This is a genomic window from Pararhodobacter zhoushanensis, assembly GCF_025949695.1.
Taxonomy (GTDB): domain Bacteria; phylum Pseudomonadota; class Alphaproteobacteria; order Rhodobacterales; family Rhodobacteraceae; genus Pararhodobacter; species Pararhodobacter zhoushanensis_A.
This window is the reverse complement of record NZ_JAPDFL010000001.1, coordinates 992,059-1,008,280: the sequence shown is the minus strand read 5'-3', so window position 1 is coordinate 1,008,280 and position 16,222 is coordinate 992,059. Positions and strand designations below refer to the sequence as shown.

The window sequence follows — 16,222 nt, the reverse complement described above, 5'->3', positions numbered from 1 at the left end:
CCCGGCGACCTCATGCTGGTCGCCGAGGCCGAACTGTGCGACCTCGACGCGCTGGACCAGACCTTGACCGAAGGCCTTGGCCCGCTGACCGAGGCCCGCGATATCCGCGCGTTCACCGTCGCCACGCTGGGCGATGTGCTGCGTCAGGGCAACGCCACGCTGCAGGCCGCCTTTGCCAAGGCTCCGCGCGATGCGCGCTCGTATGTCCGCGCGCAGACCTGGCTGACCGATATTGTCGTGACAGCGGCGCTGCAGGTTGCGCAGCTGAACCTGCACAAGAACGGCACGCCGACCAAGGGTCAGCGCATGGCGGTGATGGCCGTCGGCGGCTATGGCCGGGCCGAAATGGCCCCGCAATCGGATGTGGATCTGCTGTTCCTGACCCCGCACAAGGTCACCGGCTGGGCCGAAAGCGTGATCGAATCGACGCTCTATATCCTGTGGGATCTCAAGCTGAAGATCGGCCATTCCACCCGCACGGTTGAGGATTGCCTGCGGCTGGGCCGCGAAGATTACACCATCCGCACCGCCCTGCTAGAGACCCGCTATCTGACCGGCAACGCCGTGCTGGCGCGCGGGCTGACCTCGCGGCTGTGGAAAGACCTGTTTGCCAATACCCAGTCCGACTTTGTCGAGGCCAAGCTGGCCGAACGCTCGGAACGGCACCGCAAGCAGGGCGGCCAGCGCTATATGCTGGAACCCAACGTGAAAGAGGGCAAGGGCGGGCTGCGCGACCTGCAAACGCTCTACTGGATCGCCAAATATATCCACGGCGTGCAAAAGGCTGCCGAGCTGGTCGGACTGGGGTTCTTCACCGAGGGCGAGTACCGCAAATTCCGCGACGCCGAGACGTTTTTGTGGGCCGTGCGCTGCCATCTGCACCACCTGAACGGCCGGGCGGTCGATACCCTGTCCTTCGACATGCAGCCCGATGTGGCCGAGCGGATGGGCTATACCGACCACGGCGGACGCCGCGCGGTCGAGCATTTCATGCAGGCCTATTTCCGCCACGCCACCCATGTCGGCGAACTGACCCGCATCTTCCTGACCGCGCTGGAGGCCCGGCACGTCAAGCGCGCGCCCGACCTGCTGCGCCTGCTGCGCCGCCGTCGCAAGGTCAAGCCCGGGTTCCGCGTCGATCTGAACCGGATCAATCTGGAAGACCCGCAAGCCTTTCTTGCCGATCCGCTGAACCTGCTGCGCATCTTTGAAGAAGCGCTGCGCACCGGGCTGCTGATCCACCCCGACGCGATGCGCCTGATCGCCGCCAACCTGCACCGCATTGACGCCGACCTGCGCGAAACGCCCGAAGCCAAGCGCATTTTCATGGATCTGATGCTCAAGCACGGCAACCCCGAGCGGGCGCTGCGGCGGATGAACGAACTGGGCGTGCTGGGCGCGTTCATCCCCGAATTTGAATCCATCGTGGCGATGATGCAATTCAACGTCTACCACCACTACACGGTGGACGAGCATATCATCCAGTGCATCAGCACCCTCGCCCAGATCGAGCGGAAAGAACTGATCGAGGAACTGCCGCTGTCGTCCAAGATTCTGGACGCGGGCATCAACCGCAAGGTTCTGTTCGTCGCGCTCTTGCTGCACGACATCGGCAAGGGCCGGCCCGAGGATCACTCGATCCTTGGTGCCCAGATCGCCCGCCGCGTCGCGCCGCGTCTGGGCCTGACCGCCGAGGAAAGCGAAACCGTCGAATGGCTGGTGCGCCATCACTTGCTGATGTCCGACGTGGCGCAAAAGCGCGATATCGGCGACCCGCGCACCATCCGCGATTTCGCCAAGGCGGTGAAAACCCGCAAACGGCTGGACCTGCTGACCGTGCTCACCGTCTGTGACATTCGCGGCGTGGGTCCGGGGACGTGGAACAACTGGAAAGCCATGTTGCTGCGCCAGCTACACGCCGGGACCGCCGATGCGCTCGAAGGCGGGGCCGAGGCGCTGAACCGCTCGCACCGCGAGAACGAGGCCAAGCGCGCCCTGCGGGACGCGCTGGCCGACTGGCCCCGCGCCGAGCTGCGCGCCGAAACCGCGCGCCATTACGGCCCCTATTGGCAGGGGTTGATGACCGAAACGCATGTCGTCTTTGCCAACCTGTTGCGCGGGATTTCCGACAGCGAGATCCGCATCGACCTGCATCTTGACGACGCCCGCGACGCCACCCGCGCCTGTTTCGCGCTGGCGGATCATCCGGGGATCTTCTCGCGCCTGTCGGGGGCGTTGGCGCTGGTCGGGGCCAACATCGTCGACGCGCGCACCTATACGTCCAAGGACGGCTACGCGACCGCCGAATTCTGGATACAAGACGCCGATGGCCGCCCCTACGAGGCCGCGCGCCAGCCCCGGCTGCGCAAGATGATCGAGCGCACCTTTGCCGGTGAGGTCGTCGCGACTCAGGCGCTCAAGGACCGCGACAAGGTCAAGAAACGCGAGCGCGGCTTTCGCGTGCCGACCAAGATCGTCTTCGACAATGACGGCTCGGATATCTACACGATCATCGAGGTCGACACCCGCGACCGTCCCGGCCTGCTCTATGACCTGACGCGCACGCTGGCGGCCAACAACGTCTATATCGCCAGCGCCGTGATCGCGACCTACGGCGTGCAGGTGGTCGACAGCTTCTACGTGAAAGACATGTTCGGCCTGAAATTGCACACCAAATCGCGCCAAGAGGCGCTTGAGAAAAAACTCCACGCCGCGATCGAAGCTGGCGTACAACGGGCCGAACTGGCGTGAGCACGCCGGTTCCTCCGCAGATCTTAACCCAATCTTGACACCCAAGGGGTCATCGTGACGCCAATCCGCCTGATCAAGGGCTTTGCTACCGTCGGCGGCTGGACTCTGGCCAGCCGCGTCCTGGGCTTTGTGCGCGACGCGTGGATCGCCGCCGTGCTGGGCACCGGCCCCGCCGCGCAGGCGTTCATCGTGGCGTTCTCGCTGCCCAACATGTTCCGCCGCTTCTTTGCCGAAGGCGCGTTCAATACCGCCTTCGTGCCGATGTTCTCGAAGAAATACGAAGCGGGCGACGATGCCGAAGGCTTCGCGCGCGACGCTTTCGCCGGGCTGGCCAGCCTCGTTCTGGTCATAACGCTGATCGCCCAGGTGGCGATGCCGTGGCTGGTGCTGGCGATGGCCTCGGGTTTTCGCGGCGACGAACGCTTTGATCTGGCGGTGCTCTACGGGCGCATCGCGTTCCCGTACATCCTGTTCATCTCACTGGCCGCGCTGGCCTCGGGCGTGCTGAACGCGACGGGCCGCTTTGCCGCCGCTGCTGCCGCACCCGTCTTGCTGAACCTGATCTTCATCGGCGCGCTTGCCGGTGCCATGGCGCTGCAATCCGATCCGCTGATGGGCTTTGACCCCGGTCTTGCGATCACCTGGGCCATTCCGGTTGCTGGCATCGCCCAGCTGGCGCTGGTCTGGTGGGCGGCGCACCGCGCGGGCATCACCCTGCGGCCCCGCCTGCCGCGCTTCACACCCGAGATGAAGCATCTGGCCATCGTCGCCGCGCCTGCCATGCTGGCGGGCGGCGTGGTTCAGGTCAATCTGTTGGTGGGCCGTCAGGTCAGCAGCTATTTCGGCGATGCGGTGGCGTGGCTCTATAACGCTGACCGCCTGTATCAGCTGCCGCTGGGCGTGGTGGCCATCGCCATCGGCGTCGTGCTGCTGCCTGACCTCTCGCGCCGCCTCAAGGCCAACGACACCGCCGGTGCCCGCCACAGCTTCAGCCGCGCGACCGAGTTCGCGCTGGCGCTGACCCTGCCGTCTGCCGTGGCGCTGGTCGCCGCCGCCGTGCCGCTGACCGCCGTGCTGTTCGAGCGCGGCCGCTTCGGCCCCGAGGACACCGCCGCCACCGCGCTGGCCGTCGCCGTCTATGGCATCGGCCTGCCCGCCTTTGTACTGCAAAAAACCCTGCAACCGCTGTTCTTCGCGCGCGAGGATACCCGCAGCCCGTTCAATTATGCCCTTATCTCGATGGTGGTGAATGCCGCGCTGGCCGTGGGGCTGGCCTTTGTGGTCGGCTACATCGCCGCCGCGATTGCCACCTCGGTCGCGGCCTGGGTGATGGTCTTTCAACTCTGGCTCGGCAGCCGCCCGATGGGCGAGGCGGCGCGGTTTGACGACCGGTTGCGCAGCCGGGCACCGCGGATCATCGCAGCGTCGCTGATGATGGGGGCGGTGGTGTGGTTCGCGCAAATCCCGCTTGCCCCGATGATCGAGGCGGCGGGCTGGCGCTATCTGGGGGTGCTGCTGCTGGTGGCGATCGGCGTCGTGTCCTACTTCGGACTGGGCGCGCTGATCGGCGCCTTCAAGCTGTCGGATTTCACCGCCGCCATGAAACGGCAGCGGTGAAAGCCGTTTAGAAAACCGGGGTCAGAATACCCGTCGGCCGATAAAGATCAGCAGCGACGCGCCGACGAAACCGGCGATGAGGTATCCAAGGATACCCGAAAAGCTGACGCCGAGCAGGCCGAACAGAAAGCTGGCCACGGCAGCGCCGATGATCCCGAGGATGATGTTAACCAACACCCCGGTGTTTGAATTCATGAACTTCGATGCAAACCAGCCAGCGAAACCGCCGACGATGATCGCGCCGATCCATCCCATGCCCATAGTGTGATCTCCTTTTGAACGATCCAACGCCTACTCTACGGCGTCGGTTCCATCGAACAAGTCAGATCATGCGCGAATTTTTGCGCGCAATCGCTGCCAGCTGCCCGGCCCCAGCACCAGCGCAGACGCCGCAAAGCCCAGCCCGAACGCCGACAGCTCGGCGATCCATGCGGGCCCGGTTTCGGCGACCAGGCCAAAGGCCAGCCGCGCGCCCATCAGGACCGCGATCAGCGCAAAGGCCCGGCGCTGTTTGTCCCGATCCGTGCCCGCATCGCGCCAGCGCAGCCATGTCATGCCGCCGACCAGCGCGAAAACCATGGGCATCGCGCCAAACAGCCAGCCCAACTGGTCATCACCCAGAATGAGCCCGAAGATCGCCGCCGCCCCGATGGGCACACCCAGCGCCAGCACCAGAAACCGCACCGCGCCAAACCGCTCGCCGACCATCTTGCCCAGCGCGGCCAGCAGCACGACGCCGAAGAGCGCGTGCATCGGCGAGCCGTGGATGAAGGGGAAGGTCACGTAGCGCAGCAGATGCGCGGGCGGGAAATGCCGGGTCTCCAGCATCCAGCCCTGAATCGCGCTGGAATAGCCAAAGCGCTGGATCGCCGACAGCCGCCAGCCCACGCCCTGCGGCCCGCCGATCAGCCCGTATCCGGCGGCGCTGAGCGCGGCCTCGACCCCCAGCACAGCCAGCACCAACAGCCAGACCACCCCCGGCAACGGGTTGAGCGGCGAGGAATTGAGATCGCGCAACAGCTGTTCGTCGGCGTCGTTCTGATCTTGGTCGGTCATGGGGGCTCCTGCGGGGTCGGTTGACGCCCCGCCGTGCCAGCGATAAGCGAACAGGCGTATGTTTTCCACCACGGAGTGACGTCTATGGCTGACACTTCCACGGGCGCCGCAACCCCGAACGCCAAGTTCAAGCCGCGCGTCTTCTCGGGCATCCAACCCTCGGGCGGGTTGACGCTGGGCAATTATCTGGGCGCGATCAAACGCTTTGTCGAAATGCAGGATCAGGGGATCGAGACGATCTACTGCATGGTCGACATGCACGCGATCACCGTCTGGCAAGACCCCGACGCCCTGAAGCGCCAGACCCGCGAACTGGCCGCCGGCTATCTGGCCGCCGGGCTGGACCCAAAGAAGTCGATCCTGTTCAACCAGAGCCAGGTCTCGGCCCATGCCGAGCTGGGCTGGGTGTTCAACTGCGTGGCCCGCATGGGCTGGATGAACCGCATGACGCAGTGGAAGGATAAGACCTCGGGCAAGGATGCAGAAAAAGCCTCGCTCGGTCTGTTCGCCTATCCGTCGCTGATGGCCGCCGACATTCTGCTCTACCACGCCACCCATGTGCCGGTGGGCGAGGATCAGAAACAGCATGTCGAGCTGACCCGCGACATCGCCACGAAGTTCAACCATGACTACAAGGTCGATTTCTTCCCGATCACCGAACCGGTGATCGAGGGCGCAGCGACGCGGGTGATGAGCCTGCGCGACGGCACCAAGAAGATGTCGAAATCCGATCCCTCGGACGCGTCACGCATCAACCTGACGGATGACGCCGATACGATCTCGAAAAAGATCAGGAAGGCGAAAACCGACGCCGAACCGCTGCCCGACAGTTTCGACGCGCTGGCCGACCGGCCCGAGGCGAAGAACCTGGTGAACATCTACGCGGCACTGGCGGGCATGACCAAGGACGCGGTGCTGGCGGAATACGCAGGCCAGGGCTTTGGCGCGTTCAAGCCCAAACTGGCCGATCTGGCGGTCGAGTCGCTGTCGCCCATCTCGACCGAGATGGCGCGGCTGATGCAGGCCCCCGACGAGATCGACGCGATCCTGGGTCAGGGCGCGGACCGGGCGGATGCGATTGCGCGGCCGATCATGGAACGCACCTATGACATCGTGGGCATGGTGCGCTCGCGGCGTTAAAGAGCAGGGCGCGGCGGGCAACCCCATCGAGGGGTCGCCCGCCGCGCGCGCCATGCGGCGCGCAGGGGGCTTTCAGCCCCCCTCGGGCCCGGGGCGGGCCCTCACCCCCCTGAGGATATTTTCGGACAGATGATGAAGGGACGATTTGAGCAAAATTGTCCTGACTTGCCCCTGAACGCGTGACCGCTCACAGTGGCCGGAACATGTTGCTGCGCCGCAAACCCCGCCCGCCCGACCCCAAAGCGCGCAAACGCCGCTGGATCGAGCGTGGAGTGCTGGCGGTCATCGCGGTGATTTCGCTGAGCTGGACGGCCTATTGGGCGCTGGAGATGGCGCGCATGCCGGGGCTTGAACCGTTTGTCGAGCGCACGGAATCGCAGCTGGCGGCGGCCTATGAGCGCGGGCTGGCGCGTGCGGCGACCCCCGAGGCGGTGCTGGCCCGGCTTGAGGCTCGGCTGGGCGAGGAGCCGCGCGACTGGGTGGTGATCGGCGCGCTGCAGGATCTGGCGGCGGCGCAGGGGGGTGTCTTGCCCGCAGCGCTGGCTGACCGGATCGACGTGCTGGACGGCGCGGACAACGGCTGGATCGCCACCGGCCTCGATTGCGCCGCCTGCGCCTGGGACCTGCGCGACTGCGCCCTGAGCGCGGCGCTGAGTTGCGGTGTGGCGGTGAACGTGACGGTGCTGGGCGATCTGGTCGCGCTGGTGCGCGAGGGCAGGCATTATGTGGCGGGCGATGCGGTGGATCAGATCGATCTGGGGATCGCCTTTGTCGGCATCGCCGCGACTGGGCTGGTCGTTGTCTCGGGCGGGACATCCTACACGGTGAAGATCGGCTCGGGCCTGCTGCGGGTCGCGCATCGGATGGGACGGCTGGCGCCCGAGATTCTGGGCGTGTTCCGCCGCGCTGTCGTCTTTGGCGTGGACTGGGGCGGGCTGCGGGCGGTGCGGTCAGCGGATGGGTTGGCGGCACTGGCGCGGCCAGCGGTGATCCGCCCGGCGGTCGAGGTGGCGCAGGATCTGGGGCGGCTCAACACCAGGCTGGGCACGCGGCAGGCGCTGCATCTGATGGGCGCGATCGACACCCCCGGCGATGCGGCGCGGATCGCGCGGGCCTCGGACGTGCTGGGACCGCGGACGGTGGGGGCGCTGGAGATGCTGGGCAAGTCGCGCTTTCTGCGGCTTGGGCTGCGGATGAGCGACGAGGTGCTGGCGCTGGTGGCGGGGGTGTTCTCGGTCCTGATGTCGGGGGTGGCGCTGCTCGCGCCGCTGCTGGGACGGCTGGGGCGCGGGGGGCTGCGGCTGGGGGTCAGGGCATTGTTGCGACTGGTGATCCGGTAGGAGACCGCGCTATCGTGGCGCGAACCACAGGAGCACACCATGACCCAGACGAAGATCGACACCCCCTTCGGAACCCTTGCGCTGCGTGATTCCGGCGGCGGCGGGAAGCCGCTGTTGCTGATCCACGGCAACTCGGCCTGCAAAGAGGTGTTCGACGGCCAGTTCGCCGCGCCCGAGCTGAGCGGCTATCGCCTGATCGCGCCGGATCTGCCGGGGCACGGCGCCTCGACCGATGCGCCCCATCCCGAAAGCACCTATACCTTTGCCGGTTACGCGGCGGCGATCGAGGCGGTGCTCAAGGCGCTGGAGGTCACAACCCCGGCGGTGTTCGGCTGGTCGCTGGGCGGACACGCGGCGCTGGAGATGATCGGGCGCGGCACGCCGGTGGCAGGGCTGATGATCAGCGGCACCCCGCCGGTCGCGCCCTCGGTCGACAGCTTCATGTCGGCGTTCAACATTGATCCCGAGGCCGAGAACCTCACCGCCAAGCGCGACTTCTCGGATGCCGAGGCGACAGGCTATGCGCTGCATACCGGCGGGGTGAACGGGCAGGTCGACCCGCATCTGCTGGCGATGGTCAAACGCACGGACGGGCGGGCGCGGGAAATCATGTTCAACGCGGCGCTGACCCAAGGCTTCATCGACGAGCGCAGCGTGGTCGAAGGGCTGTCGGTGCCCTTCGCCGTGGTGAACGGGGCGGACGATCCGTTCCTGCAGGCGCCCTACTTCGACACGCTCACCGCGCCAACGCTTTGGGCGCGCGGGATTGTCCGGGTCGAGGGCGCGGGCCACGCGCCGTTCCGCCAGACGCCTGCGGTGTTCAACGCGCTGTTGGCCGAGTTCGTCGCGTCGCTTTGACGTCAGGGCCTGTTGCGCGGTCAGAGGGGGGCCAGCCCCCCGCCGCGCCAAGGCGCGACTCCCCCGGGATATTTGAAGAGCAAATAAGCGCATGGTTAACGAAACCCTAACGCCCCTCTTTGCTCTCTAAATATCCTGGGGGGTGAATGCGCGGTCACGCGCAGAGGGGGGCAAGGCCCCCCTGCCCCGGTTGCCAAGCGCGCTTCGGCAGCTTACCTCTGCCCCGCCACAACAGGAGCCTGAGAGATGCCCGCACCGATCCCCGTGACCCTGCTGACCGGCTTTCTCGGCTCGGGCAAGACGACGCTGCTCAACGCCCTGTTGCGCGATCCCGGGATGGACAAGGCCGCCGTGGTGATCAACGAATTCGGCGAGATCGGGTTGGATCACGACCTGATCGAAAGCACCACCGAAACTATGGTACTGATGTCTTCGGGCTGTCTGTGCTGCACCGTGCGCGGCGATCTGGCCGAGACGCTCAACGATCTGCGGATACGCCGCGATGCCGGCGAGATCGCCTTTGACCGCGTGGTGATCGAAACCACCGGCATCGCCGACCCTGCGCCCATCGTGCAGACGCTGGTGATGGACGGCAACCTGTCCTACGATTTCGCGCTGGACGGCGTGCTGACCACGGCGGATGCCGCCACCGGCGGGCACAGTCTGGACAGCCAGTTTGAGGCCGTGCAGCAGATCGCCATGGCCGACCGGATCATCGTCACCAAGGCCGATCTGGTCACCCCCGGCCAGTTGGCCGGTTTTGAAAAGCGCCTCGCCACCATCAACCCCGGCGCGCCCCGCCACCACGCCGACCACGGCCAGATCGACCCCGCCTTGCTGTTTGGCCTTGCTCCGCGGCAGGACAGCAGCGCGGCGCAGACGCTCGCCTGGGTCGCCGCCGCGCCCAAGAAAGCCAGCCTGCCGCCGCTCAGCGGCCTCAAGAACACCGACCCTTTCGGCCAATCGCACGGTCTTTTCGTCAGCACCGCCTCGGCCGTGCAGCGCCCCGGCCATGATGGCCGGGTCAGCTCGCAGTCGGTCGAGATTGCCGAACCGATCTCGCCCATCGTCTTCGACCTGTGGCTGGAATCGCTGATGAACTCGGCCGCCGCCGACATCCTGCGCCTGAAAGGTGTGGTGCATGTCGAGGGCATGAAGCACCCCTTCGCCCTGCACGGCGTGCAGCATATCTTCCACCCGCCCGTGCCGCTCAGCCACTGGCCCGAGGATGACAAGACCACCCGGATCGTGGTCATCGGCCGCGATCTGCCGCCCGGCTATCTGGCCGAGAGCCTCGCCTTCCTGCGCTCGAAACCGCCGGTCGAGGAACACAAGATCTGAGTCCCGCTGCCCGCGGCCTGAGCGAAAAGCCCAAACCGCAGGCAGAACCCGCGCCAGGCCCCGACAATTCAGCCTGTCCTTGCGCAGGATCAATCCCGGCTGCCCGGCTCTCGGCTATCCTCGGGCCTAGGCGCGATCCGCGCGTGTAACGAGGAGGGACAGCATGTCCGACGATATTCCCCCGGCCGGGACGTTCACCCCGGTAATCACCTTCTGGACGCAGATCTGGCAGGCGCAGGTCGAGCAGTCGCTAAGGCTCTGGGCTGCCTGGGCGCAGATGATGCCGCATGACAGCGCCCGCGCGCTGGCTCAGGAAGCCGAGCAGATGAAACCGGCGATCCCGCGCACCGTGGCGGTGAAACCCGCCGCCTCGGCCACGGTGACCGCGATCACGTCCGCTGCACCGCGCAAGGCCCCGGCAAAAGCCGCCGCGAAACCGGCAGCGGCCAAACCGGCAACCGCCCCGGCCAAAAAGGCCCCGCGCACCCCGGTCCGCACCCGCAAACCGGCGCAAGCGACGAAGCCCGTCCTTCACTGACGGGCTTCGCCTGCGCTTATTGCGCGGTCCGCACCGCCCAGCCCGCAAAGATCCGCTCCAACGCGACGACCGCGTAATAGAGAACGATCCCCAGAAACGCGAGCGCCAGCAGCACGGCGAACATCAGCGGGAAGTCACTGTTGGTCTGCGCGCTCTGGAACAGATGGCCCAGCCCGCGCCCGTGCGGGGTGATGATCTCGACAAGGTTGGTGCCGATAAACGCCAGCGTCGCCGCCACTTTCAGCGCGCCGAAGAACTCGGGCAGCGTTTTCGGCAGCGCGATCTTCCAGAACACCGTGAAGCGCGACGCGCCCAGCGAGCGCAGGATATCGCGGTATTCCGGCTCGAGCGTGCTCAACCCGATCGACACCGACACCGCGATCGGGAAGAACGAGATCATGAACGCCATCAGGATGGTGTTGAAATCATGCTGGCCGACGAACATCAGCGCGATGACCGGCACCACCGTTGCCTTGGGGATCGCGTTGAACCCCACCAGCAGCGGATAGAGCGCGTCGTTCATCAGCTTGCTCAGGCCCATGATCATGCCAAGGAACGTCCCGAACACCACAGCCAGCGCCAGACCCACCACCGTGCGCCACAGCGTTTGCCAGCCATAAAGCCAGAACAGGTGCTGATAGCGTTCGAACGCGGGCCACAGGTCGCTGGGCGAGGCCATCTTGTAATCCGGCCAGCCCATCGCCCAGACCAGCAGCTCCCACAAGAGCAGCAGCACGATGATTGCAGCGACGGGGACGGCGACTTTTTTCCAGTCCATCATGCCACCTCGCGACCTTGGGCGATCTGGATCTCACGGCGCAGGGTCGCAAGCCGCTGGATCTGATCGGGTTGATAGAGCATCTCCAGCGGCCGGGGGCCGGGGATATCGACCTGCATCACGTATTGCGTGGTCGCCGGACGGCCCGACAGCACCACCACCTGATCGCCCAGATAGACGCTTTCACGCAGATCATGGGTAATCAACAGCGCGGTGAAGGGTTCCTTGGCGCGCAACTGGTGCATGGTCTGCCACAGGTCTTCACGGGTGAAGGCATCCAGCGCGCCGAAGGGCTCGTCCAGAATGATGATGTCGGGCTTGTGCACCAGCGCCCGGCACAGGCTGGCGCGTTGACGCATGCCGCCCGACAGCTCGGACGGGCGCTTGTTCTCGAACCCCTCCAGGCCCACCATCGCCAGCAACTCGCGGGCGCGGGCTTCTTTCTGCGCGCGCGGCATGGTCGGCGCGACGATCTCCAGCGGCAGGATCACGTTTTGCAGGATGGTGCGCCATTCCAGCAGCACCGGGTTCTGAAACGCCATGCCCACCGTCTTGCGCGGGCTTTTCACCAGCTCGCCATGCAGCCAGACCTCGCCCTGATCGGGGAACATCAGCCCGGCGATCAGCCGGGTCAGCGTGGACTTGCCACAACCCGAGGGGCCGACAACGGCGCAAAAGCTGCCCTCGGGGATGGATATATTCAGATCCTTGAGCACCGGGAACGGCCCCGATTTGGTCTTGTAGGCGTGCGTCACGCCCTTGATGTCGATCAGATTCCCCACACGCGTGTCCCTCTTCTTTTTGTCAGAAAAAGCCCGGCCACTGCGGGCCGGGCTTTCCCTTGTCAGTGCGACCCGGCGGTCACTGCATCATCAGGCTGCCATCGGTCGGCAGATAGGCATCGGTGAAATAGCGCGACGCATCGACCGGGTTGGTGAACGTATAGCTCATGGCGATCTGTTCCAGCGAGGTGGCGAAACGCTCGGCGTCGATGTTGCCGATGCCGTGCTCCATCACCCAGGGGGTCAGGATGTTGTCACGCAGCGCCATGTTCAGACGCGCCACTTCCAGATCGCTGTCCAGCGCCGGGTTGCGCGCGGCAATCGCCGCCACGCCCGCCGCCGGATCGGCAGCGGCGTCACGGACACCCATCGCCACGGCGCGCAGGAAGCCGGTGACCAGCTCGGGGTTGGCTTCGGCCCAGTCGGTGTTGACGATGATCACGTTGCCATAAAGCTCGACGCCATAATCCGCCATCAGCATGACCACGATGTCATCCTCGGGCACGCCGAGACGCATGGTCGACAGCGACGAGGTGAACGAGAAGCCGGTCACGGCATCGACTTCACCGGCGGCCAGCATCGGCTCACGCGTCGGAAAGCCGACGGGCTCCACGGTGATCGTGCTCACGTCCAGCCCCTGTGCCGCGGCAAACACCGGGAACTGCGCCCAGGCACCATCGGGCGGCGGGGCGCCCAGCGTGCGGCCTTCCAGATCGGCAGGCGTTTCAACCCCAAGGCTGCGGCGACCGACAATGGCAAAAGCCGGGACGTCATACATCATCATCACGCCGGTGACGGGCGCGTCGGGGTTCTGGTCCAGAAACTTGATCAGGCTGGCCATGTCCGAAAATCCGATCGGATAGGCACCGGTCGCCACTTTCGGAATCGCATCAAGCGAGCCCTGACCGGGGGAGATTTCGACCTCCATGCCTTCGGCGGCAAAGTGACCGTTATCGACGGCCAGGAAATACGGCGCAGCCGGCCCCTCGAACCGCCAGTCCAGCGTGAAAGGCACAGAAGTCTGGGCAACGGCAGGCACGGCAAGCATCGCGCCGAACAGGCTGGCGAGCAGGATGGATCGAGTCACGGTGGGGGCTCCCTTTGAGGACGGTCTGCGACCATTCTGAGTGGCCGCCGGACGGTTGAAACGTGTCTCCACCTGCTTTGCCCTCTCGCGACATAAACCGCGTGAAAAATGTGCAGATTCAGTGGGTCTGTGCCCAGTCTAGCGCCACATCACGGCTCTGGGTTTGCGATTTAGGGCGAAACACTTGTCTCAAAACCCAAAGAATAGGCGGTTACTCGGCGGCAAGATCCAGCGACGCCCCACCCTGCCCCAGATCCAGCGCGGCCAGCTTCTCGATCACCCCGCGCATCACCACGCGGAAGTCTTCGAATCCCGGCAAGGGCTCGACCCGCGCCTCATCCAGATAGAGCGCGCGGTCGATCTCGATCTGCAAGGCGTGGATGCCCTGCGACGGCTGGCCATACCGCTGCGCGATATAGGCCCCAGCGAAGGGCGCGTTGCGCGCCACCACAAACCCGGCGCCGCGCAGGATCTCCTCGACCGCCGCGACAACCTCGCGCCCGGCGGACGAGCCCCAGCGGTCGCCCAGCACCACATCGGGCCGCACGCCCCCGCGCAACACATGCCCGGTCAGCGCCTCATGGGGCATGGAATGCATGTCGCACAGCAGCACCCGCCCGAATCGGTCGACCTGTTGCTGCAACACCCGCGCCAACGCGCCGTGATACGGCGTCCAGTAACGGCGGATTCGCCGCTCGGCCTCGGCCATCGGCAGCTTGCCGCGGTAAATTTCCCGCCCGTTCGCCACCACCCGCGCCAGCACCCCCAACCCCGAGGCGATCCGCGGGTTCAGCCCCGCCCGCGGCGCGCCGTCGATCAGCGCCGGGTCCAGCTCATCCGCAGCCCGGTTGAAATCGACATAGGCGCGCGGCACATCCGTGGTTAACACAGACGCGCCGAATCGGGGCGCGTCCTGCAATAAAACATCCACAAACGCATCCTCGGACGAGCGCAGCACCTGCGCCTCGACCCGGGCCATCACCAGAAAATCAGGCGGATAATCGCGCCCGGAATGGGGCGAGGCAAAGACCACAGGCGAGGTGATCGTATCGGGCTGGATCAGTGTGAACGGGATCGGCAATGCTTGGCTCCTTGCCCGCGACTATAGAGGTGAAAAATGTGCTGCGGAAAGCCCTTGAACATGCCTGCGAGTCCTTTTATAGACCGCTCCATTGACGCGGTCTCGCAGTTTTGAGGGACCACAGTCAGGGCGCGTAGCTCAGCGGTAGAGCACTACGTTGACATCGTAGGGGTCACAAGTTCGAACCTTGTCGTGCCCACCATCGCCTCCATGCCGGAGGCAGGTGTGATCACCACGCCCCGCAAGGGACGTAACAGTTTCAAGGCGCCCGGCGCCGCGAAGAGGAGAAGGCCGATGAAGGTCAGAAATTCGCTGCGCTCGCTCAAGCAGCGCCACCGTGATTGCCAGGTCGTGCGCCGCAAAGGCCGCGTGTACGTGATCAACAAGACCCAGAAGAAATTCAAGGCGCGTCAGGGCTAACCCGACCGCCACTCGGTATACCGAGGGACAGTCAAAGGCCGTGCAGCATCGCTGCACGGCCTTTTTCTTTGGGCGCAGTGGCTGCGTGGCGTCGGGTAAGGTGGGGTTAAACCCCACCCTACGCGCGCTCAATCGGCAGCGCTCGCCTCGATCTCGATCATCAGCTCCGGCATCGCCAGCCGCGACACCCCCAGCAGAGTCATCGGTGGTGCGTTCCCTGTCGGCCCGAATCGGGCGCCCAGAATGTCAAAATGACTCATCGCTGCGTCAACATCGGTGGCATAGATCACCAGACGGGTAACGTCGCCCAACCCCATCCCCGCAGCCCTCAGCACTGCCTCAAGATTGTCCAGCGCCAGCGCGACCTGTTGGCGCATGTCCGACGGATGCTGCGGCACGCCCTCAGCATCGACCGAGGTCTGCCCCGCACAGATCAACTGCCGGGTGACGGCCTCAATGATCTCGCCCTGATGGTAACCGACGCGCAGCGACCACGGCCATGGATTAACGGCAGTTCGTTTCATCGCTAGTCTCTCCTCATTCTGATGTCGCCGCCCGGCCGGACAGCGCAGCATCAGCCCTAAGGAACCACTCCTGACAGCATGGTGTCAGCAGACTGCGGGTAGCCCAAACGCACCCAGAGCAAGGAGAGCGGCGGATGCGGCGCGCAGACAGACTGATCAAGATCGTCCATTTCCTGCGCGGTCGCCGCCGGGCGGTCACCGCCCGGCAGATCGCCGACGAATTCGAGATCTGCACCCGCACGGTCTACCGCGACATTCAGGATCTGATCGGCTCGGGTGCGCCGATCAGTGGCGAAGCGGGCGTCGGCTATCTGATCGACAAACAGTATTACCTGCCCCCCGTAACCTTCGACGCCGACGAGCTTGAAGCCCTCGGTCTGGGCATCAGCATGGTGCGCCACTGGACCGACCAACGCCTTGCCGACAAGGCCGAGAGCGCCTTTGCCAAGATTCAGGCAGTGCTCCCGGCGATTCTTCAGGGAGAGCTGGAGCAGATCACCACCTACTCGATCCCCGATCAGCCCGCGCTGCCGTGGACGATCAGCTTCTCGGATCTGCGCGAGAGCATCAGGGCACAGCGCAAGATCGACATCCGCTATACCGACGAGGCCGGGCATGAGACGTCACGCACGCTGCGTCCGCTGGCCCTGATCTTCTGCAGCCCGGTCTGGCTGCTGGCGGCATGGTGCGAACAGCGCGGGGCTTTTCGCAATTTCCGCCTCGACCGGATGCAAAGCCTGACGGTCAGCGCCACCCGTTTTGCCCATGAGAGCGACAAGAACCTGACAGCCTATAAAGCGCAGGACGGCGTCTGCTGAGGGGCGCGTGCCCGTAGGGTGGGGTTTCACCCCACCCCGCAGACCCCTTCCAAAAGGTTAACGCTCCCCACCAACCCTTTGGAATACCTCA

At 65.4% G+C, this 16,222-nt stretch carries 16 protein-coding genes and 1 tRNA gene; 10 read left to right on the top strand and 7 right to left on the bottom strand.

Annotated features, from left to right (window positions below):
- Positions 1–12 precede the first annotated feature (12 nt).
- Together OKW52_RS04970 and murJ are read left to right on the top strand one after the other, a co-directional pair.
- Positions 13–2,751, top strand: a complete 2,739-nt coding sequence (locus tag OKW52_RS04970; protein WP_264507657.1) for a [protein-PII] uridylyltransferase — start codon at positions 13–15, stop codon at positions 2,749–2,751.
- A 54-nt stretch (positions 2,752–2,805) separates the two neighbouring features.
- The gene (gene murJ, locus OKW52_RS04965) at positions 2,806–4,368 is read left to right on the top strand and encodes a murein biosynthesis integral membrane protein MurJ (protein WP_264504728.1); all 1,563 of its coding nucleotides are present in this window, start codon (positions 2,806–2,808) and stop codon (positions 4,366–4,368) included.
- A gap of 21 nt (positions 4,369–4,389) precedes the next feature.
- On the opposite strand, the gene OKW52_RS04960 is transcribed toward murJ, so the two are convergent.
- Together OKW52_RS04960 and OKW52_RS04955 are read right to left on the bottom strand one after the other, a co-directional pair.
- Positions 4,390–4,629 (bottom strand): GlsB/YeaQ/YmgE family stress response membrane protein, encoded by a 240-nt coding sequence (locus OKW52_RS04960; protein WP_127108853.1) that lies wholly within the window; start codon positions 4,627–4,629, stop codon positions 4,390–4,392.
- Positions 4,630–4,695: 66 nt separating this feature from the next.
- On the bottom strand, positions 4,696–5,424 hold the full coding sequence (locus OKW52_RS04955; RefSeq protein WP_264504727.1) for a rhomboid family intramembrane serine protease: 729 nt from the start codon (positions 5,422–5,424) through the stop codon (positions 4,696–4,698).
- An 84-nt stretch (positions 5,425–5,508) separates the two neighbouring features.
- Here OKW52_RS04955 and trpS point away from each other — a divergent pair, with 84 nt between their 5' ends.
- The 5 genes from trpS to OKW52_RS04930 all read left to right on the top strand — a co-directional run bounded on the left by trpS (position 5,509) and on the right by OKW52_RS04930 (position 10,641).
- A complete protein-coding gene (gene trpS / locus OKW52_RS04950) occupies positions 5,509–6,564 on the top strand; it encodes a tryptophan--tRNA ligase (protein ID WP_264504726.1) in 1,056 nt (351 codons plus the stop codon).
- Between the two features lie 203 nt (positions 6,565–6,767).
- A complete protein-coding gene (locus tag OKW52_RS04945) occupies positions 6,768–7,904 on the top strand; it encodes a hypothetical protein (protein WP_264504725.1) in 1,137 nt (378 codons plus the stop codon).
- Between the two features lie 39 nt (positions 7,905–7,943).
- Positions 7,944–8,762: an alpha/beta fold hydrolase gene (locus tag OKW52_RS04940; protein WP_264504724.1), complete on the top strand. Its 819-nt coding sequence runs from the start codon at positions 7,944–7,946 to the stop codon at positions 8,760–8,762.
- A 246-nt stretch (positions 8,763–9,008) separates the two neighbouring features.
- Positions 9,009–10,103, top strand: coding sequence for a CobW family GTP-binding protein (locus OKW52_RS04935; protein WP_264504723.1), 1,095 nt, complete (start codon positions 9,009–9,011; stop codon positions 10,101–10,103).
- Positions 10,104–10,266: 163 nt separating this feature from the next.
- Entirely contained in the window at positions 10,267–10,641 is a 375-nt protein-coding gene (locus OKW52_RS04930) for a hypothetical protein (protein WP_264504722.1), read from the top strand.
- Positions 10,642–10,657: 16 nt separating this feature from the next.
- Here OKW52_RS04930 and OKW52_RS04925 read toward each other — a convergent pair whose 3' ends face one another.
- The 4 genes from OKW52_RS04925 to OKW52_RS04910 all read right to left on the bottom strand — a co-directional run bounded on the left by OKW52_RS04925 (position 10,658) and on the right by OKW52_RS04910 (position 14,369).
- Positions 10,658–11,422: an ABC transporter permease gene (locus tag OKW52_RS04925; protein WP_406622188.1), complete on the bottom strand. Its 765-nt coding sequence runs from the start codon at positions 11,420–11,422 to the stop codon at positions 10,658–10,660.
- Positions 11,419–12,201 carry an ABC transporter ATP-binding protein gene (locus OKW52_RS04920; protein WP_264504720.1) on the bottom strand — a complete coding sequence of 261 codons (783 nt, stop codon included), beginning with the start codon at positions 12,199–12,201 and terminating at the stop codon, positions 11,419–11,421. The genes OKW52_RS04925 and OKW52_RS04920 overlap by 4 nt, the downstream gene beginning before the upstream one ends.
- A gap of 79 nt (positions 12,202–12,280) precedes the next feature.
- Complete coding sequence (locus OKW52_RS04915) at positions 12,281–13,249, bottom strand: ABC transporter substrate-binding protein (protein ID WP_264507656.1); 969 nt, start codon at positions 13,247–13,249, stop codon at positions 12,281–12,283.
- A gap of 250 nt (positions 13,250–13,499) precedes the next feature.
- Entirely contained in the window at positions 13,500–14,369 is an 870-nt protein-coding gene (locus tag OKW52_RS04910; protein ID WP_264504719.1) for an N-formylglutamate amidohydrolase, read from the bottom strand.
- 127 nt (positions 14,370–14,496) lie between these two features.
- Here OKW52_RS04910 and OKW52_RS04905 point away from each other — a divergent pair.
- Together OKW52_RS04905 and ykgO are read left to right on the top strand one after the other, a co-directional pair.
- Positions 14,497–14,571 (top strand) — tRNA-Val (locus OKW52_RS04905).
- A 92-nt stretch (positions 14,572–14,663) separates the two neighbouring features.
- The gene (gene ykgO, locus OKW52_RS04900; protein WP_127109111.1) at positions 14,664–14,789 is read left to right on the top strand and encodes a type B 50S ribosomal protein L36; all 126 of its coding nucleotides are present in this window, start codon (positions 14,664–14,666) and stop codon (positions 14,787–14,789) included.
- 128 nt (positions 14,790–14,917) lie between these two features.
- On the opposite strand, the gene OKW52_RS04895 is transcribed toward ykgO, so the two are convergent.
- The gene (locus OKW52_RS04895; RefSeq protein ID WP_264504718.1) at positions 14,918–15,313 is read right to left on the bottom strand and encodes a RidA family protein; all 396 of its coding nucleotides are present in this window, start codon (positions 15,311–15,313) and stop codon (positions 14,918–14,920) included.
- Between the two features lie 134 nt (positions 15,314–15,447).
- Here OKW52_RS04895 and OKW52_RS04890 point away from each other — a divergent pair, with 134 nt between their 5' ends.
- Positions 15,448–16,131 (top strand): helix-turn-helix transcriptional regulator, encoded by a 684-nt coding sequence (locus OKW52_RS04890; RefSeq protein ID WP_264504717.1) that lies wholly within the window; start codon positions 15,448–15,450, stop codon positions 16,129–16,131.
- Positions 16,132–16,222 lie beyond the last annotated feature (91 nt).